Raw genomic sequence first — 21,616 nt, 5'->3', positions numbered from 1 at the left:
TTTGGAAAGGTTGATAGAAAAAGCATCTGTTTTGCTGGAAGCACTTCCTTACATTAAGCGTTTTTACGGAAAAACAGTAGTTATAAAGTATGGTGGGAACGCTATGGTTAAAGAGGAGTTGAAGGCTTCCTTTGCAGAGGATGTCGTTCTTTTAAAGTACATAGGTATAAATCCTGTTATTGTTCATGGTGGGGGACCGCAAATAGGAGAATTTTTGAAGAAGCTAAATATTCCAACGAAATTTGTAGGTGGAATGAGGGTGACAGATAGGGAGACTATGAATATTGTAGAAATGGTTTTAGTAGGTAAGGTTAATAAGGAGATTGTTAAGTTAATTAATTCTCATGGGGGAAATGCGGTAGGTTTGTCTGGGAAAGATGGGAATCTAATTGTTGCTGAAAAAATAAATTCTGAACAGTATTTAAAGGAGGTTAAAGCACCTGAGATTATAGATTTAGGGTACGTTGGTAAAGTTAAAAAAGTAAATCCTGAAATTTTGAAGAATTTGCTTGATTCTAAGTTTATTCCTGTTATTGCTCCGGTAGGAATAGGTGAAGATTATGAAGCTTATAATATTAATGCCGACCTTGCAGCAGGAGAAATTGCTGCTGCTTTGAAAGCGGAAAAATTAATAATGTTAACGGATGTAGAGGGGATAAAGGACGAAAGAGGGGGACTCTTGCGTTCTCTCAAGAGAAGTGAAATTGCCGAACTTATAGATAAAGGGGTGATAAAAGGAGGTATGATACCTAAAGTGAGAGCGTGTGAAGCAGCTCTTATATCGGGAGTTAAAAAAGCACATATTATAGATGGAAGAGTTAAGCATTCTATTCTTTTAGAAATATTTACACAAGAAGGTATAGGGACTGAGATAATATGATTGAAAGCAGGAAATTTTCATATGCTAACATTTAGCAGTTTTGGTATAATTCCATCCAAATAACTTACATAAGTAAGAAAGGTTTATAAATTATGAAGGGAGGTGCCCGATGGATGTATCACCTTTTGTACTTTTAGTGTCGCGATTGCAGTTCGCGATGACAGCCTTTTTCCACTTTATCTTTGTTCCCTTAACTCTGGGACTTTCAACACTTGCCGCAATTATGCTAACTCTACATTACGCAACGGGTAAAGAGATTTACCGTGATATGGCAAAGTTTTGGGCAAAGCTTTTTGCTATTAACTTTGCTCTTGGTGTCGCTACAGGTCTTGTTCACGAGTTTGAGTTTGGTATGAACTGGTCTGTTTATTCAAGATTTGTAGGAGACATTTTCGGTGCTCCGCTTGCCATTGAAGGTTTACTTGCGTTCTTTATGGAATCTACTTTTATGGGTGTATTTCTTTTTGGTTGGGATAAGGTACCTAAAGCTGTTCACCTTCTGGCAGCCTGGCTGTCCTCAATTGGTTCGAACCTTTCTGCTCTCTGGATTTTGATTGCTAACGGTTGGATGCAACATCCAGTAGGTGCAAAAGTAGAGATGGCTGCTGCTGGTAAGAGAGCTGTTTTGTCTGACTGGTGGGCTGTTGTGTTTAATCCAGTAGCTGATGTTAAGTTCTGGCATACTACTACAGCGGGAATGATACTTTCTGCTGTGTTTGTACTTTCTATTAGTGCTTACCATCTGCTTAAGAAACAACACGTTGAGTTTTTCAAAAAGTCTGCGTATATAGCCTTAGTTTTTGGTCTTATAGCTTCTGTTGGTGAAGTGGTTATAGGTGATATTCATGCTCACGAAGTTGCTAAGACTCAACCAACTAAATTAGCTGCCGGTGAAGCGTTGTGGCATACAACAAAAGGAGCTAATCTACTTATGTTTGCGTGGGCAGACCAAAATTCTCAGAAAAACATTATAGAGATTCCTGTACCAATTCCAGGACTTTTGAGCTTCTTGGCAACTCATAGCTTTAACGGAGAGTTGAAGGGAGCTGCGGAGTTACAGAAGCAGTTTGAAGCACAGTTTGGTCCTGGCAATTATATTCCTCCTGTTAACTTTAGTTTCTGGTCTTTCCATTTGATGGTTTACCTTGGATTCTACTTTGTACTTCTTTTCTTGGTAGGACTTATCAAGTACAAGAATCTTGAAAACAGCACTGGATTCCTTAAACTTGCCCTTTACTCTCTACCGTTACCTTATATTGCTTGTTGGTTAGGATGGGCTTTCGCAGAGGTAGGAAGACAGCCGTGGATTGTTTATCCGTTAACTGATGATTTTGGAAAGATTTTGTTACCACAGATAGGTCTTAAGACAGCAAATGCGGTATCTCCACTTACGAATGTAGAGGTTGTTATAACTTACGTAGTATTCCTTGCTACTTTCATAGCTCTGGCTATTGCAGACTTTTACCTCCTTGCGAAGTTTGCAACTAAAGGTCCAGAGAAGGAAGCTGAACTTTACTAATTACGGAGGAGGTGAGCGATGCATTTTGATTTGCCTACTATATGGGCGATATTGGTAACAGTTCTGATTGCAGGATACATAATTACCGATGGTTTTGACCTTGGTGTGGGTATCCTCCATACGATAATAGCCAAAACAGATATTGAAAGAAGAGTAATGCTTAACGCTATTGGTCCTGTATGGGACGGTAACGAAGTTTGGTTCATTACAGCTGGTGGTGCAGCATTTGCTGCCTTTCCAGAGCTTTACGCTGCGCTGTTCAGCTCTCTCTACATAGCTCTCTTTGTTGTTCTTCTCGCGCTTATTTACAGGGCTGTTTCCTTTGAATTTAGAAGTAAAGAAGAGAGTGAAGGTTGGAAGAAGTTTTGGGACCAGAGCATTTTCTGGTCTTCTTTGATAGTAGCTCTTCTTATAGGTGTTGCTATTGGAAATATCTTGGCAGGGATTCCAATTGTAAATAGTGCAATAAAAGGAGATATGTTGCACGGCTTCGTTTACGCTGAGAGATTCCCAATTAGCTTTATTAACCTGGTTAATCCGTTCAAGTTCCACGGACTTTACGGTTTACTTGTTGGTATAACAACGGTATTGTTCGTTATCCTTCATGGTGTTTCCTGGCTTTTATGGAAAACAGAGGGAGAAATTGCAGAAAGGGCGAGAAATATTGCTCTCAAACTATGGCTTCCATTTGTAGTTATGTACGTTGTGTGTACAGCGCTTGCTTATGAGATTTCTTTCAAAGTGAATGATGCTGCAGCAGCCAAAAAATTCCTTGCATTACCTGATGATATGTTTAACCAGATAGCTTCTATGCTTCATAACGGCGTTCTTGAACATGCACTTTTCAGATTTCCTGCTATTGAAATTGCGTTAATTGTATTGGCTGCTCTTTCTGCCGTTGGATACCTGTTGGCTGTAAAGAGCATGAATGGAGCGAGAGCTTTTCTGTTCTCTACGCTTACATTCCTCTTCGCAGGATTTGCTGTAATGTTTGGTGCTTACCCATTGGCTGTTCCTTCCAGTGTTGGTTTAGAACATTCCATTACTATCTATAACGGTTGTTCCAGCCAACTTACACTTACTGTAATGCTTGTTGCTGCGCTCATCTTTACTCCTATTGTTATTGCTTATCAGGCTTGGGTTTATAAGATGTTCCTATTTAAGATTTCTCCTGAAACAATTAGGAGAGAGATTGAAGAAGCAGGAGAACACTAAGGAGGTGAATAATGTGGCTTATCATATCCTTTATTTGGTGGATAGGTATAGCGTGGATTACTTATACTCTTGCAAAGTCTAAATTTGAAGGAGAGGGGGCTTAACCCCTCTCTATATATCTAATGGGGATAAAGGAATGGCGCTGGTAGTAGGTTTAAAAGAAGATTTCCTTAAGGGGCGTTCTCAAGTTTTGAGAAAAGCCAGGGAAATTTATTTAAAGAGCAGGAGCTGGAAGGAGGTAGAGTCTTATATTAGGAAGCTATACAAAGAAGATTTGAGCTTTAGAAAACTGAACCTGTTCTCTTATTTTTTCTTAATAGGGGGCAGCCTCCTACTGCCAGCGCTTATTTTATGGAAAGTTGTTTTCCCTCCTGGAAGTGTAGCGCATTTTCTTTCTAAATTGTTGTTTATTCTGTCTGCAATGTTTACGTTAAAAGGGATTGTTGGGCATTACGTCGTTATTTTTATTAATAGAGATAGGTTTGAAGCGGAACTTAGAGCTTTGAAAGCAACTCTTGAAGGAGGAAAAGATGGAGAACAGCCCAATTAAGAAGTTGATGTTTTATGGAGTTTTTGGGATATATCTCTTAATAGTTATTATTACTTCTATAGTAATTATAGGTATGCAGTAAAATATGAGGGGAGGTTTAGTCCTCCCCTTTCAAAAACTCTCTAAAAGGTTTGTCATCTATTAAAACGCTTTTCTCTCCTCTGTAGATAACAAAGCCAGCTTTGCTTTTTGGTGGTTTTTTCAGGTTTTTCACTTCCACGTAATCAACCTTAACTTTTCCGCCGTTTCTTGCTTTGCTGAAGAAAACTGCTGCAGATGCTGATAGTTCTAATTCTTCTTTAGTTGGGGGTTCATTCTTTTCTCGCATCAAGATAACGTGAGAACCTGGAATGTCTTTGACGTGAAACCATAAGTCCCAGGGTCTTGCAATTTTAAACGTTATTGTTTCATTTCCATTGCTGTTTTTACCTATCAAGAGTTTTTTTCCTGTGGGAAGAGTGTAGATTCGGAATGGTAGTTCTTTGTTTTTTTGAGCTTTTGATGATTCTGTTTCTAATAGAGGGAGTTCCTTTATATTTTCCGCTTTCTCAATTACGTCTATTAAGTTGTTTATCTGTTTTATCTCTTTTAGGAGTTCTTCTTTCCTTTTGAAAGAGTGTTCGTATTTGTTGATTAATTTTTTATACTGCTTGAAATAACGTTCCAAGTTTTCTTGTGGGGATAGTGTGGGGTCAATGGGAATTTCAATTTCTTTTTCAGTTTCGTAGTCGTAAGTTTTTATTTTTGTTTCTCCTTTGTTTACGGCGTACAGGTTGTACTTGAGGAGTTCTCCCAATTTTTTGTAATGAAGTGCTTCTGACTTTATGCTTTCCGGGTTGCTTACTTCTGATAGTTCTTTCTGGAGCGAGTGGAGTTTTTTGTTTAGGCGTTCTAAGAGTTTTCTTTTGACGTTTTTGAGCGTTTCGTTTTCAACTTTTTCTATATATAAGATTTTCCAGGCTTCTAAAAATGGGTATTCTGCTTCTATTTTTTCTCCTTCGTAATCTCTTAAAGATTCGTACTTAAAAGTTGTGAGGTATTTGATTTTGTCGTTTTGGCGGTAGAGGTGGGGATTTTGGGAGTTTTCGTGTTTTTCAAGGAAGATTCTGTAAGCTTCAATTAAGTTGTTTGTTTTCCTGAAGATGAAAGCTATCTCTTTTGAATTAAGTGGTGATATTCCTTTCACGAATTTGTGGAGTTGTTTTTCTATTCCTTCAGGTGTTACTTTTCCGAATTGTATTTCTTCTATTTCTTTCTTGTCGTTAGGTGGAAATTGATAGGCTTCTCCGACAGATACGTTTCTTACCGATGTTTCTACCTTTTTTAGCGTTGCTACTATTTTCCTGTTTTCGTTTAGAAGAAATGCGTTGGCTGTTTTTCCTGTTAGTTCAAGTATAAGAAAAAGTTTTTGGATTTTTCCAGATAGGGAAATTTTTAGAAGTTCTAACTCTAATACCCTATCTTTCACTGGAAGCTTGAATTCTTTTACCGTTAATTTTTCGGCGCTACTGAACGTTTTAAAGTCGCTGAATTTTTTATCGCTTATGAAGATTGCGTTTGGATATCCTAAATAAACGTTTAGAGTTTTTTTGTTTGAAAAGGTGATAGATATGCCGTTTTCGGAATTTGTAATTTCTTTTATCCTCTGAGCTTTGAAGAGTTTATTTAGTTCCTTAACCGTTTTTTGTAGGTATAAGTAATCCATCGCTGAATTTCTCTCTTATTAAAGACTTAATCTGTTTTGCGTTTGCGTCTAATACTTGAGCGGCTGTAGAAATATAGTTTTTACTTCTTTTTATAAGAGGTTTTTGTAGATTTTCAGATTTGCAGGCGTTTTCAAACTCTCTTTTGGTGATCTTGTGTTTCCTTAAGGCGTTTGAGAGTTCCTGTTCGGCTAATTTTTTAGCTTCAAAGAGCTTCATCAAAATTCTGCTTTTAACGTTTATCTCTGCATCGCCGGATGTTTCTACTGAGATAAAGATGCTTTCTGGATAGTCAGAAAGAACTTTTGCCTGTGCGCCGTCGCTTTGGGTAGAAGGCATACAGCCAAAAGGTTTAACGGAAACTACCATGTGGCACTTTTTGTGTTTTACGTAATAAACGTGTTTTGCTACTTCTAAATGTCCTTCTCCGCCTACTACCATGTAGTCAAAGTAGGGGGATGCTAATTGGGCTAAGTATTTCTGTGATGGTAACTCTTTTGGCAGGAAAGAAAATACGCTTCTTAAAAGGTTGTAGAAGCCTTTGAGTGCTATAGATAAGCTTTTAGTTGCTATTAGAGACTTTATTCTGTTTTTTGAGAGCCCTTTTGCTTTTATCTCTTTTTTGAGTTTTTCTTCGGTTATAAAGAGTTGATAGTCTATCCAACCTGCTATGGGTTCTGGTCTTACTTCGGCACCTTCCTCTTCAAGCCAGCGGTGTAGGTGGTAGTTGCCGTCGCTTTCTGTTGTATGTGCCCAGAATTCCCCTATTACGGCTACGACGGGTTTCACTTTAGAAAAGTTAAAACGTATGACTTGCAGTTTCTTTCTGAATTGATAGAGAGATTTCAGTATCTCTTTTACTTTTCCACCTTTTTTCAGTATGTGGTATAGGGTTTCTGTTTGTTCTGTAAGTAGTTTGTCTATAGAACCGTTTTCTACTTCGTAAGGTCTGAGTCTGTATCCGATTTCTCTCAATATATCTGCAGTCCATATTGCTTTAATGAGTTGCCAGATGAGTGAAGGTGTTAGTTCTATTGTTCCTTCTGAAGAAAAAGTTGTTTGATTGAGTATGGCTATCTGAAAGTTTTTAAAGCCTGCTTTTCTTAACGCTTGTTTGTATTCGGTTTCATACATTCCAAAACGGCAGGGTCCGCAGGCTCCGATGGTTGCAAAGATATAGTTTTCTTCTACGTTTATGCCTTTTTTCTGTTCTTCTAAGAGGAATTTAATCAGATTGCCGACGGTGTAATAAGTTGGGTTGCACATTCCACGGTTGCAGTACTCTCTGCCTATAGCAAGCGATTGGTTGTCAGGGACAGGAAGAGGGAGGGCTTTGTAACCTTGGCTTTCCACCGCTCCCTGAATAAGTCTTTCATGGATAGGTGTTAGTCCACCGAAGAGTATGGTTTTATCCATTTTTGTTTTCTTCCTGTTCTTTGAAGAGGTTTTTAACGGGTCTGGATGGAACGATTGTAGCTATGGAGTGTTTGTAAACTAACTGCTGGGAATTGCCGTTTTCAAGAAGAATGGTGAACTGGTCAAAAAAAGTAATAACGCCTTGAAGTCTGGTGCCTTTTGACAGGAATACGCTTACAGGTATTTTTTCTTTTCTGAGGCGGTTAAGATATGCGTCTTGAAGGTTCATCGCTTTTCCTCCTTTAGGAAGGGATTAATAATTTGAACTCCTTCTATAACTGTTCCGTGTGATAAATCTTCGGTAAAAAGAATAGAACATTTAGCTTCAATGGCAGTAGAAAGAATTAGTGAGTCCCAAAAAGAAAACTTATGTCTTTCCTTTATTGAAATTGCTTTTAATATAAGGTTTGGGTTAACGATTACTACAGGAAATTCACTGTAGGTTTTGATTACTTCTTTGGCGATTGATTCTTTTAGTGGTGGTTTAAGTTTTTTAGTTAAGACAACGAATAACTCCTGTAAAACTTGAGTGGAAATTACTATACGTCCACTTGTTCTCCATTGCGTTAGCAAAGTTGAAGCTATTTCTTGTTTTGTTGTATTTCTGCTGTCAAACTCATAAGCGAGGATATTCGTGTCAAAGAAGGCTTTTATCTGTTTAGTCATACAAATCCTCTCTGTTCCACTTTTCTAAACTACCTTTATATTTAGACGCTATGTTGGATAATTTTTTATTTATCTCTTCGTAGTGGCTGTTTTCTTTAGCGAGCCTTTCAATGTATTCTTTAATAAATATAAAAGGCTGTTTTCCTTGAAGTTGTGCTAATTTTTCAACTTTTTTCCACGTTTCTTCAGGTAAGTCAAGTGTGATTTTTACGCTCATTTTTCCCCTCGTAAAGTTTTAAATGCTGTTTTATGAGTTTCATAATTTTATCTTCGGGGATTTGTGACATGTTTATCCACTTAAATTTAGGTTCTTTTTTGAACCAGGTAAACTGCCGTTTGGCGAATTGTTTTGTTCTTTTTTTGAGGAGCTGTACGGCTTCTTCAAGGGGGCGTTTGCCTTCGAGGTATTCTAGTATTTCTTTGTAGCCTAAAGCTTGGAAGGCTGTCGTGTCTTTGCCAAATTGTAGAAGCCACTTTGTTTCTTCTATTAATCCTCTTTCTATTTGTGAGTCAACTCTGTTTTCTATTCTTTTGTAGAGTTCGTCGCGGTTTCGGTAGAGGAAGTAGCCTAAAAATTCGTAGCGGGGAGTTGAACTAAATGGTTTAAAAGAGGTTATCGGCTTTCCTGTTATTTCGTAAACCTCTAAAGCTCTTACGATGCGTTTTTTGTCGTTTCTGCCGATTTTTTGCGCGTATTCTGGGTCTATCTTGAGCAGTTTTTCGTAGAGTTTTTCTGTTGGTTGAGATAGGAGTTGTTCTCTTAATTTTTTGTCTGAAGGAGGTGTTTGAGGGATGCCGTAGAGGAGAGCTTTTATATAGAAGCCGGTTCCGCCGACTACTATCGGGTATTTGTTCTTTTTTCTGATTTCTTCTATTGCTTGGTCTGACAGTTTTACGAAGTCTGCAACGGAAAAGGGTTTGTCTGGAGTGATGACGTCGATGAGGTGGTGGGGGATTTTTTCTCTTATTTCTTTTGAGACTTTGTCTGTACCTATGTCTAAACCTTTATAGACCTGCATTGAATCGGCGGAGATAACCTCTCCGCCGATTTCCTCTGCAAGTTTTATTGAGAAGTCTGTCTTTCCTGTTGCTGTAGGTCCTGTAATAATTATTAGAGGTTTTTCCATCTAACTCCACACTTTGGAGAAATCTAAAGAGAATTTGCAGTTTCTTACTTCAAAGTTGTATTTATCTTCCGTTGCTTCAAAGATTTTCTGATACTTGCCATTTATTAGTTTGAAGATTCTTGCTTTTTTTAGTTCGGGATAGACTAAAACGTAATATTCCACTCTTTCTCTTTCGTAGAGTTCTTTTTTTAGTCCTTCATCTCTGTCGCTTGTAGTTTCTGAAACTATCTCAAAAATGATTTGGGGGGCTTTTAAAAGCTTATTCTCCACTTTGTCGCAGGTTACGAAAACGTCGGGTCTTACAACTGTGTGTTCGTCTATTACGTAATCTGTGTCTATGCCGACGATGCAGTTTTTACAGCTCTTTTCCAGCGCTTCGTCTAAAAAGCGAAAGAGTTTCCCCGCTATTCTCTGATGTTTAAAGGAAGGGGAAGAAAGAGCGTAAGCTATTCCCTCTATGAGTTCCCAGTCTCCTTTCCACTTTTCGTAGTCTTTAATTGTGTATTTCGGGAGGTATTTTATCGCTAAATTCATGCTTTTCCTCAAATGGATTTCAATTTAAACATATCACTTCACCACTATGTTTGCCAATCTGCCCGGGACGTATATGAACTTTTTGATTTCTTTGCCTTCAGTGTATTTGCGCACCTTTTCTGAAGATAGAGCTATTTCTTTAACTGTGTTTTCGTCTGCGTCAGCAGGGATTGTAATCTTGTCTCTTACTTTGCCGTTTATCTGAACAGGAATTTCTATCTCATCAACTTTTAGAGCTGACTTGTCAACTTGGGGCCAAGACGTTTCTGATAGCAGCGTTTTGTGACCTGTAAGTTGCCAAAGTTCTTCTGCTATGTGGGGAGTGAATGGGGAGAGCATTATTATTGTCAGTTCAAGGGCTTCTTTGAGGGCTTTTCTGTCGCCTTCTGTTTCTGGTTTAAAGGAAGATATTGCGTTTACTAATTCCATTATTGAGGCTATTGCTGTGTTGAATTTGAACCTTCCGCTCAGTTCTTCTGTTACTTTTTCTAAGGTTTGGTGGGTTTTTCTTCTTAGGTCTTTGCCGTTTTTAGAGAGTTTGCCGTTTTGTTCTTCTTTAAAGAGCTGAAGGTTGTCGGAAATTAGCTGGAACACTCTTTTTAAAAACCTGTACGCACCTTCTATACCTTCTGTTTTCCATTCAAACTCTGATTCTGGTGGGGCAGCAAAGAGTATGTAGAGCCTTGTTGCATCTGCGCCGTACTTTTCTATCATTTCACCGGGATTTACTATGTTGTGCTTTGACTTGCTCATTTTTGAGACTTCGCCGAAGCGCTCTTCCAGTTTAGAAAGGAGAGATTCTAAATCGTCCACGTATGGTTTAATTTCGTCTGTTTCAAAGAAGAGTTTTACGTTGTCTCCTATCGTGAGGTGATGCTTTTTCATGAATTCGCCGATTGTTTCGCTGAAGTCTGCTTCTTTGCCTAAAACGGCTTTTATCAGCTCTTTTAGCGGTGATTCTTCTGTCAGGTTGTAGCCTTTAAGAAGGTTTTTAATGCTTGTCCAGCGCTTGTTGACCATTCCTTGCGTTAAGAGGTTTTGGAACGGTTCGCCTTTTTTGAAAAACTCTTTTTGGGAGTGATTTTCTGGACATTTGAGGAGTCCTAAATCTCTTAAAACCTTTGTGAAGAACCTTGAGTAAAGGAGGTGCAGGACGGCGTGTTCTATTCCGCCGATGTATTGGTCAACTACCATGTAGTAAGCTGCTTCTTCTGGTTTGAAGGGTAGCGTTTCTTCCTTTGGAGAGCAGTAGCGGAGGAAGTACCACGATGAGTCAAAGAAGGTGTCCATTGTGTCTGTATCTCTTTTTGCATCGCTACCGCATTTTGGGCATTTAACGTTTACGAATTCCGGAACGCGGGCAAGGGGTGACCTTCCTTCGCCGATTAGAGGAGCGTTTTCTGGAAGTTTGACGGGGAGCTGGTCTTCTGGGACTGGCACTATTCCGCACTTGGGGCAGTGGATAACGGGTATTGGCGTTCCCCAGTATCTTTGTCTTGAGATGTTCCAGTCTCTTAAACGGTATTGGACTTCTCTTTTTCCTTTGCTTAATTCTTCAAGTTTTTCGGTTATTTTTTTCTTTGCTTCTTCGCTTTTCATTCCGGTGAATTCGCCGGAATTAATTAGAATACCTGGTTCTGTGTAGGCTGACTCTAATTCTTCTGCCTTTAGTTCTTTGCCTTCAGGCGTTATAACGACTTTTATCGGGAGGTTGTATTTTTTTGCAAATTCAAAGTCTCTTTGGTCGTGGGCGGGAACGGACATGACGGCGCCTGTTCCGTAATCCATGAGGACGAAGTTGGCGGAGTAGAGGGGGATTTTTTCGCCTGTTAAAGGATGAACGGCGTGAACACCTAAAAATACGCCTTCTTTTTCTAATTCACCTGTTGTTCTCTTTCTCTTTTCTGTTTTTCTCATTTTTTCAACGAAAGCTTTTACTTCCTCTTCCTGAGGCGTTCCTTTTGATAGTTCTAACGTTAGCGGGTGTTCTGGTGCTAAAACGATATACGTAACGCCGAAAAGGGTGTCCGGTCTTGTTGTGAATACTTCTACTGTTTTACCTTTTTCCGGAACTTCAAAGGAAATTCTTGCTCCGATACTTTTACCTATCCAGTTTTTCTGCATCGTTATTACAGGTTGGGGCCAATGGTTTTCAAGGAGTTTTAAGTCTTCAAGGAGTTCTTCAGCGTAGTCGGTTATTTTTAAGAACCAGCTGTCTATTTCTCTCTGTTCTACTGTAGTTCCGCAGCGCCAGCACCTACCTTCGTCATCAACCTGTTCGTTTGCTAAAACGGTTTGGCAGGAAGGACACCAGTTCACGGAAGCTTTTGCTCTGTAGGCGATGCCTTTTTCAAGCATCTTTAAGAATATCCATTGATTCCACTTGTAGTATTCAGGAGTGCAGGTTGCTATTTCTCTGTCCCAGTCGTATGAAAAACCGAGGCTTTTAAGTTCTTTCTTCATGTGTTCTATGTTTGAGAGTGTCCACTCTTTTGGATGAACGCCGCTTTTGATTGCAGCGTTTTCTGCTGGAAGACCGAATGCGTCCCATCCCATTGGGTGAAGGACGTTGTATCCTTTCATTCTCATAAATCTTGCTATTACGTCGCCGATGGAGTAGTTGCGGACGTGTCCCATGTGGATTTTTCCGGATGGGTAGGGAAACATTTCAAGAACGTAGTACTTCTCTTTGCTGTTGTCGGGTTGTGTTTTGAAGACTTTTTTTTCTTCCCAGACTTTTTGCCATTTTTTTTCTATATCTTTAAAGTTGTATTTCATCGGTGTTTCCTCCGAAAGGTAGGTTAGAATTAATGAGACAATTATTTTAGCATTAAGTAAGGAGGAGGTATGACTATTTCTGAAACGCTTATGCACGTTGCAGCTGTGTTTTTTGACATCGTTTTCGTGATTTTCGTTACCTATATCGTTTTTGTAATTGGTTTGAGGGTTTACTGGAATTTTAAGTCTAAGAGAATGAAGGGGAAGGAATTACCTGTTTTGGAAGGGGAATTCGCCAGATTGAAGAAAGGTAAAGGTGTTATCTACTTTTATGCGCCTAACTGTAGACCGTGCAAAATGGTTGAGCCTGTAATAAAGAAGCTTTCTAAAGAGTTTAAAAAGGTTCATTTTGTTAGGGTTAACGTTGCTGAAAATCCGGAAATGGCAAGAAAGTTTGGAATTTTAGCTACGCCAGCTGTAATAGTTACGAAGGACGGTAAGATGGAGGATGTTTTACTTGGTCCTGTTACGGAAGGAACGTTAAGGAGCAAACTTTGAAGATAACGTTTAATGGAGCTGCAAAAACTGTTACGGGAAGCTGTCATCTAATAGAAACAGATGACGTTAAATTTTTGCTGGATTGTGGTCTTTTTCAGGGAAAAGATGAGGTTGAAGAGCTTAACAGAAGGTTTTCTTTTGAACCGGAGGAAATTGATTTCGTGATACTTTCCCACGGTCATCTTGACCACTGCGGCAGGTTGCCGCTGCTGGTGAAGAGGGGGTTCAGGGGGAGGATTTTTGCAACTAAAGGGACAATAGATATAGCCAGATTGATTTTGATGGACGCTGCTCAGGTTATGGAAGAAAACTTAAAGACCGAGAACAGAAGGCGTTTAAGGGAGGGACTTCCGTTAAAAGAGCTTCTTTATACTCTTGATGATGTGTTTGACGTTTTTGATTTTTTTGTGCCTGTGAAGTATTGTGAATGGCAGGAAGTAAAAGGTATAAGGTTTAGGTTGAAAGATGCAGGTCATATTCTCTGCTCTTCATTTATTGAGCTGGAAATTGAAGGAAGGAGAGTTCTTTTTAGTGGCGATGTGGGAGCTAAGGGTAAACCTTTAATAAAAGAGCCTGAAGTTCCTGAGAAGAGTGACGTTGTTTTGATTGAGACCACTTACGGAGATAGAGAACATAAGTCTTATGAAGAGTCGGTTAAGGAGTTTGAAGAAGCTGTTTTAGAAACCTTTAAGAGAGGGGGAGTAGTTCTTATTCCTACTTTTGCTCTTGAGAGAGCGCAGGACGTTATTTACTTGCTTAAAAAGATGTATGAGGAAGGGAAATTGCCTAAATGTAAGGTTTTTGTGGATTCACCTTTAGCTATTTCTATAACGAGGGTTTTTAAAAGGCATAGAGAGTGTTTGAGAGAAAACGTTAGAAGTAGAGATATTTTTGATTTCCCTTACCTTGAGTTTACGAGGACTGTTGAGGAGTCTAAAAGGATTAACGAGTATAGAGGTGTGGGAGTTATTATTGCTGGGAATGGGATGTGTACGGGGGGGCGGATTTTGCACCACTTAAAACATCGCCTGTGGGATAAGAGAAATTCCATTATCTTTGTGGGTTATCAGGCTGAAGGAACGTTAGGTAGAGAGATAGTGGAAGGAGCAAAGAAAGTTAAAATTTTTAACGAAAAAGTTGCCGTTAAAGCTAAGGTTTATACTATAAATGGATTTTCTTCCCACGCCGGACGTTCTGAACTTTTTAATTGGTTGAAAGGAGGAGTAAAAGAAAATTCCAGAGTGTTTTTGGTTCATGGAGAGGAAAGGGCAGCTAACTCTTTTGCCGCCCTTGTAAGGTCAAGGTTAAACTTGCAACCTGCTATTCCAGAATTGTTTTCTTCTTTTAATCTTTGAGTTTGTTTAAAGTGTATTCTAACCTTTTTATGACGCGTTCTTTGCCTAACGTTTCTGCTAATATCGGGACTTCTACACCGCTCATTTTACCTGTTAGTGCTATTCTAATTGGCATAAAGAGTTCTTTACCTTTAACTTTTAGCGTTTTTCCTACCTGTTTAACAGCTTCTTTAAACGTTTCCTGTGTGATTTCTTTTTCCTGTGCTTTCAAAACTTTAAGAAGTTCTTCAACGACTTTTAGCCTGTTTTCCGATTCTTTCATGAAGTTAAGAGCTTTTTCTTCAAAATTAAATTCATCCTTAAGGAAGACTTCCATGTACTCTGGAGCGTCTGATAGAACAGTAAAGTATTCTCTTGTTATCTCTACAACTTTTTCAAGCCATTTTCTGTCAAAACTGTTAATGTCATAACCTGCTTTCTGGAGGTATGGGATTATCAGGTCTGTAAGTTTTTCTATAGGGTAATTTCTGATGTATACCTGATTCATCCAGTTAAGCTTTGTAGTATCAAAGACTGCAGGTGCGCTGTTGACGTCTTTTATGTCAAACCTTTCTATCAGTTCTTCCATTGATAGAATTTCTTTACCGTCTTTTGGATACCAACCTAACAGTGCTAAAAAGTTGGTAAAGGCTTCGGATAGGTAGCCTTTCTCTTTAAATTCTTTAACGGACGTTGAACCGTGCCTTTTGGAAAGTTTGCTTCTGTCTTTTCCTAAAATCATCGGCAGGTGAGCGAATTCTGGTGTTTTAAACCCTAAAGCTTCGTAAAGGAGAATCTGTTTCGGAGTATTGGAGATGTGGTCTTCTCCTCTTATTACGTGGGTTATCTTCATCAGGGCATCATCAATAACAACGACGAAGTTGTAAACAGGCATACCGTTTGAACGGACGATTACGAAGTCTCCGCCTAACTGCTTTGAATTTATGGAAATTCTCCCTTTTATGAGGTCGTTGAAAACGATGGTTCTGTCTTCAGGGACTTTAAATCTCAGAACAGGTTTTCTTCCTTCTTCTAAAAATTTTTTCTTTTGTTCTTCTATTAAATTCCTGCACTTCCCGGTGTAACGGGGAGGTTCACCTTTTTTAAGTTGTTCCTGACGCATAGCTTCAAGTTCTTCCTGTGTGCAGAAACATTCGTAAACGAGACCTTTTTCTTTTAGTTTATTGATGTATTGCCTGTATATATCAAGCCTTTGAGATTGTCTGTAAGGTCCGTAATTTCCGCCTACGTCTGGTCCTTCGTCCCACTCTATTCCCATCCACTTTAGGGCTTCGTAAATGACGTTTACTGCTTCTTCGCTGTGTCTTTCTATGTCTGTATCTTCTATTCTGAGGATTAGTTTTCCTTTGTTGTGTCTTGCAAATAGGTAGTTAAATAGCGCTGTTCTTGCGTTTCCGACGTGCATAAATCCTGTAGGGCTTGGTGCAAACCTTACTCTTACTGTCATTTCTTTCCCCTTTTGGTTTTGTGGTGGAAATTCTACAATATAAGGTAATAAAGTAAGGTTAAATCAGTGAAGGAAAAGATGGAAGAGAGGAAGAAGGCGGCGGCTTTGAAGTATGAAAGGGGGAAGATGAATGCCCCTCAGGTGGTTGCGAAGGGAGAAGGTATTATTGCAGAAAAAATTGTGGAGTTGGCAAAAAAACACGGCGTTCCGATTGTTGAAGATAAACTATTGGTTTCCATGCTGGTTAAGTTAGACCCAGGGGAAGAGATTCCTCCTGAGCTTTACAGGTTGGTTGCGAAGGTTTTAGCTTGTGTTTATTCTTCTATTCGTCGCCGATGATTTCTTTTATTAAAGCGTCAGATATTTTATGAACATCTATCTTATATTTACCTTCGGCGATTGCTTTCTTTATTTCTTCTACTTTTTCTCTTGTGGGTAGTTCAACTTCTACCTGTTTTATTTCCTCGGAAATATTTATAATAACGCCACTTAGCTGTGTGCTGTTTTTATTCCCGCCAGCAGCTTTCTTCCTTTTGGTCTGCAGATTTTCTTCGTTCAAAAGTTTTAGTATCTCGGCTGATAGCCTTTCTATTTTCAACGGAGTTCCTCCTGTAAGGTTACCGTCCAAATACTATTATCGGAAATTGATGGCAGAATTTTAACCTACCACCACTGTTCTTCGCGGGACTCTAAAACGGTTTCTACAATTACAATGATAACAGAAAATACGTTTGCAACAAGTGCGCCCCACGCTAACGCTTCTACGAGGCTTGAGCGAGTTCCCATTTCGTAGAAAATGAGTGCAGGTATAAGGTGAAGGTCTGCTGCCAAGCTTGTTGCTAATAGTTCTGCGCTTAAGGTTTTTTTACTTCCTAATTTGAGGAGGGTCGCTATCAGGTTGAAAGTTACTGAAGCTATAAGTTCGTAAGGGTCACCGTCATAAACGAATCCTACGGTAGTAGTGAGCGACATCATAATGAAGAAAGCAGTTCCAACTTTACCCCAGTCCATTTAACCTCTCCTTTATTTTTCTTTTTAGCATTGCGCTTCTTGACGTAATTTTACCTTTAAAGAGAGCGCGAACAGCTTCTTCCAATTTCTTTTTAGGTGCTACGATTACCATTATGTCTAACGGTTCTATTTTTAGGTCTCCGCCTGGCGTGAAGATTACTTCGCCGTTTGATTTTTTCACTGCAATTACGGTTATTCCGAAACGCTTTCTGAGGTCAAGTTCTTTCAGGGTTTTACCGATTATGGGAGAGTCTGGTTGAACAACTAATTCTTCTATGTCTATGAAAGTGTGTTCACCGAACAGGATTTCTTCAAGGAGGGATTTTTCACCGAAAATTGGTGGTTTCCTTGCTAATATGACAACTCTTTTGGAGATTATTGAGGGGATTGTTTCTACGTAATCAGCACCTACTAATTTGAGTTTTTCTTTGAATTTGTCATCTTTTACCAGTGCTAAGATGAAGAAGGGATAGATGTTGTTTTTGGTTGTTACGTTTTTTATTGTGAGGGTTATAGCTAAGTTTTTGTAGTCATCAGATGTGGCAACTATTGCACCTACGGCAGCTTCAACGTTTGCAAGATATAGAGTGTTTTCTTCTGTCGGGTTCAGTTGAAGGTAATAGCGTATTTCGTGTTCCTTAGCGAACTCTTCTAACTTTTCCGATTCATCTATTACTACCACAGGTATGCCGTAGTATTTCATCTCTTTTATTAGGTGAACAACGTAGTCGTTCATTCCAAAAACGATATAGTGACCTTTAAGGGCAGATATGTCGCTTACCATTTTCCTGAACCTCATTATGGTTTTTACTTCACCTGATGTAACGATGTTGATGAGAACGGCTATTGAGTAGCCCATTACGCTGCCGACGCCAAAGGTCATTACTGCCAAATTAAATATGCGTGCCTTTGCGTCCATGTTCCACATTTCGCCGTAGCCGATGGTGGTAACGGTTAGTATTGTCATGTAGAAAGCTCTGAGCAGGTCAACGCCGGAGATTATCATATAGCCAACGGTTGAAATCATTATGGTTATAAGGGCTATAATGAGTGGGGCGCGGAATTTCATGAGGACTTCAAGGATTTTTTCCTGTCCGTAGCGTGGGGGGATTTTTCCCTCTAATTTTTTTGTTTTTCAATTGTTTCCCCTTTCTGGTATTAGGGGAAATTTTAAATCCACCAGGAAAATTGTTCAAGTCCTGTTGTTTCGGGGAAGTTGAAGAGAAGGTTAGCGTTTTGGATTGCCTGACCGGATGCTCCCTTGCCTATGTTGTCTATGGCTGATATTGCAATTCCCAAGCCTGTTTTTTCGTCTTTGGTTATGTAGATGTCGCAGAAGTTTGTGCCTTTGACGTCGGAGGTGGTGGGGGGATTTTTCCTGATTCTCACAAATGGTTCGTTTCTGTAGGTTTCTTCGTAGGTTTGAATAAGTTCGTCTTTCGTGGCGTTTGTTTTGAAGTAAACGGTGGATAAAATACCTCTGTTCATGGGAACTAAATGAGGGGTAAACCTTACCTTCAGGTTGAGTTTCTCTTCTATTTCTGGAGCGTGGCGGTGCCCTTCTACTGCATAGGCTTTGAACGTTTCATTTATTTCACAAAAAGTGAAGTCAACAGTTGCTTTTCTGCCTGCGCCGGTTACTCCTGATTTGGAATCGGCTATTACAGGAAATTTCTCGTCAATCAAGTTGTGCTTTTTAGCCGGGTAGAGAGCTAATATTACGCTGGTGGGATAGCAGCCGGGATTTGCTATTAACGTGCTGTTTTTAATTTCGTTTCTGTAGATTTCTGGGAGGCCGTAGGTGGATTTTTCAAAAAGCTCTTTTGCAGTGTGCTGAACGTTATAAGTTTGTTCGTAGATTGCTGGGTTTTTGAATCTAAAATCGGCGCTAAAGTCAACGATTTTTAGAGTTGGGTTAGTAGTTAAGAGGTCTTTTATTATTGGGAAGGATGTTTTATGAGGCAGGCAACAGAATACTAAATCTACTGAAGCTATTTTTTCCAAGTTCAGACTTTGAAATACTAAGTGCTGGTATTTGCTGTTTAAGAAGTAAGGAAATACAGAAGTTAATGGTTGATTTTCGTACTGCCTGGAAGTTATGATGGTAACTTCTATGAAGGGATGGGAAAGTAAGAGGCGGAGAAGTTCCGCCCCCGTATATCCAGAAGCACCAATAATTGCTGCTTTAACGCTTGGACCACTGGTATCTTGCACGAGCGCCTCTTTGACCGTATTTCTTCCTTTCTTTGATTCTTGCATCTCTTGTGAGGAATCCTGCTTTTTTGAGTGTTGGTCTGAGTTCGGGATTGAAGGCTAAAAGGGCTTTTGCGATGCCGTATTTGATGGCGTCGGCTTGGGCGGATTTTCCTCCACCTTTAACTGTACATAGGACGTCAAATCTACCGTTAGTTCCAGTTATATTGAATGGTTGTTCCATAATTTTGAGCAGTGCGAGCCTACCGAAATATTCTGGTGCGGATATAGTCTTATTTTTTGATATCTTAATTGTGATATTTCCTTGACCATTAGGTATAAGCCAAACTCTTGCTATAGCAGTTTTTCTTTTTCCTGTTCCATAGTATCTGATTTCTGCCATTATTGCCTCCGTTAAACTTCAAGGGGTTTAGGGTTTTGTGCTTTGTGAGGATGTTCAGGACCTGCATAGACTTTAAGTCTTTTCATTCTTCTGTCTCTCAACTTATTCTTTGGAAGCATACCCCTTACGGCTAGCCTTATTACTTCTTCTGGTTTCTTTTCAAGCATTTCCTTAAGGGTTGTTTCTTTCAAATGCCCCATGTAACCTGTATGTTTGTAGTAGATTTTGTCAGTGAGTTTCTTTCCTGTGACAAATACTTTTTCTGCGTTGACTACTACTACGAAGTCTCCTCCATCTACGTGAGGGGTGTATGTGGGTTTATGTTTCCCCATAAGTACCTTAGCTATCTCCGTTGCTAACCTTCCAAGAGTTTTACCTGTTGCATCTACGATGTACCACTCTCTCTGCACATCTTCTTTTCTTTGCATAAAGGTTTTCATTTCTGCTCCTCCGAATTTTAAGGGCGTTTTTTATGAAACGCCGAAAATGTAGCGGGCAGGCGGAAATTTACAAAAGTAAAACTGACTTGTCAACTGCTTTTGTCGGTACTATATTTGCCTTGTGCACGGAGGGGTGCCCGAGCCTGGCTGAAGGGGCACGACTGGAAATCGTGTGTACCCCCACAAGGGGTACCGCGGGTTCGAATCCCGCCCCCTCCGCCATTTAAATATTGAATAATATTGCCGGGGTCTCCACAACGCCCGGAAGGTGAACCCCGCCAGGCCCGGAAGGGAGCAACGGTAAGCCTGAAGGGCGTGTGTGGTAAGGCTCCGGTTTTATTTTTTGAGCTGTTTGTTAAGCATTATGGTAAAAGCTTTTGCTACGTTTTCTACTGTAGGGATTATTTTAGAGTAATCCATTCTTTTGGGTCCTATGATGCCTATTACTCCGCCGTTTTTGTCTCCAATTTGGAATCTACTTACGACTATACCGAAAGGTTCTAAAGCTTCGTACTTTGTTTCTGAACCTAAAATAACGTTTGTTTCCTTATCTTCTTCTAAAAAGCTTGTAAGAATATCTAACAATAGATTTTTCTCTTCAAGAATTTCAAGTATGTTTTTCAGCCTTTCTATATCATCAGCCAAAATGTTAACTATGTTTGATGTTCCGTAGAGTTCTACTTTATTTATGCCATTAAGAGCGGAAAGTATTTGAGAGTTGAGTTTAAAGGATAATTTAGCAAATTCTTCGCGGATACTATTTAGCTCTTCTACTAGTTCTTTTTTTATTTTTGATATAGGCTTGTTTTTAAACTTAACAGAAAGTTCTTTCGATATCTTAGCAATTTCTCCTTCTGGAATGGATAGGTTAATTACTTTATGAACGATATAATCAGGATAGAAAGCTATTATGAGCAACGCTTTATCTTTAGAAATTTTTATAAGATTTATCTCTTTCACTGTTAATTTTTCTAAAAAACTTGCTCCTATTCCTAAGTAGCCCGTGGAATTCTGTAAGAAATCAAGTAATTTCACTAAGATATCTTCTGTTCTTGTTGTGTGAGTTTGAGATAAATAGTTTAAAAGTTGATTTACTAAATTTTTATCTTCTTCTCCTAATTTAAAGAATTGATGGGTGATATAAACTTTTAACCCCTTGTCTGTTGGTATCCTTCCAGCTGATGTGTGTGGTTGATATAAAAATCCTTTTTCTTCCAAGTCAGCCATAACGTTTCTTATAGTTGCGGGGCTTATTTTCATATTAAAGACTTTTTGGACAGTTCTTGACCCTACAGGTTCTCCTGTCCTTATGTATAGTTCTGTTACTTTTAACAGAATATCTCTTTCTCTTTCTGTAAGCATTTAAACTCCCATATTAAGGTATTCATCTTTGTATTTTACATATCTTAAAGCATGTTCGTGTAGGCTTTTAATTTCTTCTTCTGTAAGTTCTCTAACTACTTTACCGGGGAATCCCATTATCAAAACACCAGGTGGAAATTCCTTATTTGGAGGGATAAGAGTTCCTGCGGCAACGATTGAATTTTCGTTTACTATGGCACCGTCTAAAATGATTGCACCAATGCCTATAAGACAGTTGTCTTTTATTGTGCATCCATGAAGTTTAACTGCATGTCCTATAGTAACGTAGTTACCAATAACTGTTGGATGGGTTTTATTTGTAACATGAACAACTGAACCGTCTTGTATGGAAGTGCATTTTCCTACTTTGATGAAGTTGACGTCTCCTCTGAGTATTGTCCCAAACCAGATGCTACTGTCATCACCTATTTCAACGTTTCCTATTACTGTAGCATTTTCCGCTATAAACACTCTTTTACCTATTTTAGGAGTAAATTCTTTGAATTCCTTAATCATACT

Annotated in this window: 24 protein-coding genes, 1 tRNA gene and 1 other RNA gene; 9 read left to right on the top strand and 17 right to left on the bottom strand. The window is 39.1% G+C overall.

Annotation, left to right across the window (positions count from 1 at the left end):
• Position 1 precedes the first annotated feature (1 nt).
• From argB to QOL23_RS03210, 4 genes are all read left to right on the top strand, one after another.
• Positions 2-880: an acetylglutamate kinase gene (gene argB / locus QOL23_RS03225; protein ID WP_283400145.1), complete on the top strand. Its 879-nt coding sequence runs from the start codon at positions 2-4 to the stop codon at positions 878-880.
• 109 nt (positions 881-989) lie between these two features.
• Positions 990-2,399, top strand: coding sequence for a cytochrome ubiquinol oxidase subunit I (locus QOL23_RS03220; RefSeq protein WP_283400144.1), 1,410 nt, complete (start codon positions 990-992; stop codon positions 2,397-2,399).
• Positions 2,400-2,417: 18 nt separating this feature from the next.
• Positions 2,418-3,614 (top strand): cytochrome d ubiquinol oxidase subunit II, encoded by a 1,197-nt coding sequence (gene cydB / locus QOL23_RS03215; RefSeq protein WP_283400143.1) that lies wholly within the window; start codon positions 2,418-2,420, stop codon positions 3,612-3,614.
• Between the two features lie 136 nt (positions 3,615-3,750).
• Entirely contained in the window at positions 3,751-4,164 is a 414-nt protein-coding gene (locus QOL23_RS03210) for a hypothetical protein (protein ID WP_283400142.1), read from the top strand.
• Positions 4,165-4,261: 97 nt separating this feature from the next.
• Here the strand turns inward: QOL23_RS03210 and QOL23_RS03205 are convergent, their stop codons facing one another.
• The 8 genes from QOL23_RS03205 to leuS are packed head-to-tail and all read right to left on the bottom strand — an operon-like array spanning position 4,262 to position 12,388.
• On the bottom strand, positions 4,262-5,869 hold the full coding sequence (locus QOL23_RS03205; protein WP_283400141.1) for an Rqc2 family fibronectin-binding protein: 1,608 nt from the start codon (positions 5,867-5,869) through the stop codon (positions 4,262-4,264).
• Entirely contained in the window at positions 5,838-7,283 is a 1,446-nt protein-coding gene (locus tag QOL23_RS03200; RefSeq protein ID WP_283400140.1) for a hypothetical protein, read from the bottom strand. The genes QOL23_RS03205 and QOL23_RS03200 overlap by 32 nt, the downstream gene beginning before the upstream one ends.
• Positions 7,276-7,512 (bottom strand): RNA chaperone Hfq, encoded by a 237-nt coding sequence (hfq, locus tag QOL23_RS03195; protein ID WP_283400139.1) that lies wholly within the window; start codon positions 7,510-7,512, stop codon positions 7,276-7,278. The genes QOL23_RS03200 and hfq overlap by 8 nt, the downstream gene beginning before the upstream one ends.
• Positions 7,509-7,949, bottom strand: a complete 441-nt coding sequence (locus QOL23_RS03190) for a PIN domain-containing protein (RefSeq protein ID WP_283400138.1) — start codon at positions 7,947-7,949, stop codon at positions 7,509-7,511. The genes hfq and QOL23_RS03190 overlap by 4 nt, the downstream gene beginning before the upstream one ends.
• Positions 7,942-8,166, bottom strand: coding sequence for a hypothetical protein (locus QOL23_RS03185; protein ID WP_283400137.1), 225 nt, complete (start codon positions 8,164-8,166; stop codon positions 7,942-7,944). Before QOL23_RS03185 ends, QOL23_RS03190 begins: the two co-directional genes overlap by 8 nt.
• Entirely contained in the window at positions 8,144-9,076 is a 933-nt protein-coding gene (gene miaA / locus QOL23_RS03180; RefSeq protein WP_283400136.1) for a tRNA (adenosine(37)-N6)-dimethylallyltransferase MiaA, read from the bottom strand. The genes QOL23_RS03185 and miaA overlap by 23 nt, the downstream gene beginning before the upstream one ends.
• Positions 9,077-9,610 carry a Uma2 family endonuclease gene (locus tag QOL23_RS03175; RefSeq protein ID WP_283400135.1) on the bottom strand — a complete coding sequence of 178 codons (534 nt, stop codon included), beginning with the start codon at positions 9,608-9,610 and terminating at the stop codon, positions 9,077-9,079.
• Between the two features lie 33 nt (positions 9,611-9,643).
• A complete protein-coding gene (gene leuS, locus QOL23_RS03170; RefSeq protein ID WP_283400134.1) occupies positions 9,644-12,388 on the bottom strand; it encodes a leucine--tRNA ligase in 2,745 nt (914 codons plus the stop codon).
• Between the two features lie 69 nt (positions 12,389-12,457).
• Here leuS and QOL23_RS03165 point away from each other — a divergent pair, with 69 nt between their 5' ends.
• On the top strand, positions 12,458-12,886 hold the full coding sequence (locus QOL23_RS03165; protein WP_283400133.1) for a thioredoxin family protein: 429 nt from the start codon (positions 12,458-12,460) through the stop codon (positions 12,884-12,886).
• Complete coding sequence (locus tag QOL23_RS03160; RefSeq protein WP_283400132.1) at positions 12,883-14,241, top strand: MBL fold metallo-hydrolase RNA specificity domain-containing protein; 1,359 nt, start codon at positions 12,883-12,885, stop codon at positions 14,239-14,241. Before QOL23_RS03165 ends, QOL23_RS03160 begins: the two co-directional genes overlap by 4 nt.
• Here the strand turns inward: QOL23_RS03160 and gltX are convergent.
• Positions 14,231-15,688 (bottom strand): glutamate--tRNA ligase, encoded by a 1,458-nt coding sequence (gene gltX / locus QOL23_RS03155; RefSeq protein WP_283400131.1) that lies wholly within the window; start codon positions 15,686-15,688, stop codon positions 14,231-14,233. The genes QOL23_RS03160 and gltX overlap by 11 nt on opposite strands.
• Positions 15,689-15,766: 78 nt before the next feature.
• Between gltX and QOL23_RS03150 the strand changes: the two genes are divergently transcribed.
• Entirely contained in the window at positions 15,767-16,027 is a 261-nt protein-coding gene (locus tag QOL23_RS03150) for an EscU/YscU/HrcU family type III secretion system export apparatus switch protein (RefSeq protein ID WP_283400130.1), read from the top strand.
• Here the strand turns inward: QOL23_RS03150 and QOL23_RS03145 are convergent.
• From QOL23_RS03145 to rplM, 6 genes are all read right to left on the bottom strand, one after another.
• Positions 16,011-16,286 (bottom strand): flagellar biosynthesis anti-sigma factor FlgM, encoded by a 276-nt coding sequence (locus QOL23_RS03145; RefSeq protein ID WP_283400129.1) that lies wholly within the window; start codon positions 16,284-16,286, stop codon positions 16,011-16,013. The genes QOL23_RS03150 and QOL23_RS03145 overlap by 17 nt on opposite strands.
• A 65-nt stretch (positions 16,287-16,351) precedes the next feature.
• A complete protein-coding gene (locus tag QOL23_RS03140) occupies positions 16,352-16,699 on the bottom strand; it encodes a DUF6394 family protein (RefSeq protein ID WP_283400128.1) in 348 nt (115 codons plus the stop codon).
• Positions 16,686-17,768, bottom strand: coding sequence for a potassium channel family protein (locus QOL23_RS03135; protein ID WP_283400127.1), 1,083 nt, complete (start codon positions 17,766-17,768; stop codon positions 16,686-16,688). The genes QOL23_RS03140 and QOL23_RS03135 overlap by 14 nt, the downstream gene beginning before the upstream one ends.
• 101 nt (positions 17,769-17,869) lie before the next feature.
• Entirely contained in the window at positions 17,870-18,913 is a 1,044-nt protein-coding gene (gene argC, locus QOL23_RS03130) for an N-acetyl-gamma-glutamyl-phosphate reductase (protein WP_283400126.1), read from the bottom strand.
• The gene (gene rpsI, locus QOL23_RS03125; protein ID WP_283400125.1) at positions 18,885-19,295 is read right to left on the bottom strand and encodes a 30S ribosomal protein S9; all 411 of its coding nucleotides are present in this window, start codon (positions 19,293-19,295) and stop codon (positions 18,885-18,887) included. The genes argC and rpsI overlap by 29 nt, the downstream gene beginning before the upstream one ends.
• 11 nt (positions 19,296-19,306) lie before the next feature.
• Positions 19,307-19,735 (bottom strand): 50S ribosomal protein L13, encoded by a 429-nt coding sequence (rplM, locus tag QOL23_RS03120; protein ID WP_283400124.1) that lies wholly within the window; start codon positions 19,733-19,735, stop codon positions 19,307-19,309.
• Between the two features lie 127 nt (positions 19,736-19,862).
• Between rplM and QOL23_RS03115 the strand changes: the two genes are divergently transcribed.
• Positions 19,863-19,957 (top strand) — tRNA-Ser (locus QOL23_RS03115).
• A 19-nt stretch (positions 19,958-19,976) separates the two neighbouring features.
• An RNA gene (gene ffs / locus QOL23_RS03110) (signal recognition particle sRNA small type) lies at positions 19,977-20,074 on the top strand.
• On the opposite strand, the gene hrcA is transcribed toward ffs, so the two are convergent.
• On the bottom strand, positions 20,072-21,097 hold the full coding sequence (gene hrcA, locus QOL23_RS03105; protein WP_283400123.1) for a heat-inducible transcriptional repressor HrcA: 1,026 nt from the start codon (positions 21,095-21,097) through the stop codon (positions 20,072-20,074). The genes ffs and hrcA overlap by 3 nt on opposite strands.
• Positions 21,098-21,613 carry a gamma carbonic anhydrase family protein gene (locus tag QOL23_RS03100; protein ID WP_283400122.1) on the bottom strand — a complete coding sequence of 172 codons (516 nt, stop codon included), beginning with the start codon at positions 21,611-21,613 and terminating at the stop codon, positions 21,098-21,100. It abuts the gene before it with no gap.
• Between the last annotated feature and the right edge of the window lie 3 nt (positions 21,614-21,616).

The sequence above is a fragment of the Desulfurobacterium pacificum genome (assembly GCF_900182835.1).
In the GTDB taxonomy this organism is placed as follows: Bacteria; Aquificota; Aquificia; order Desulfurobacteriales; family Desulfurobacteriaceae; genus Desulfurobacterium_B; species Desulfurobacterium_B pacificum.
The sequence above is the reverse complement of the archived record's forward strand: the minus strand, read 5'-3'. Positions and strand labels throughout refer to the sequence as shown.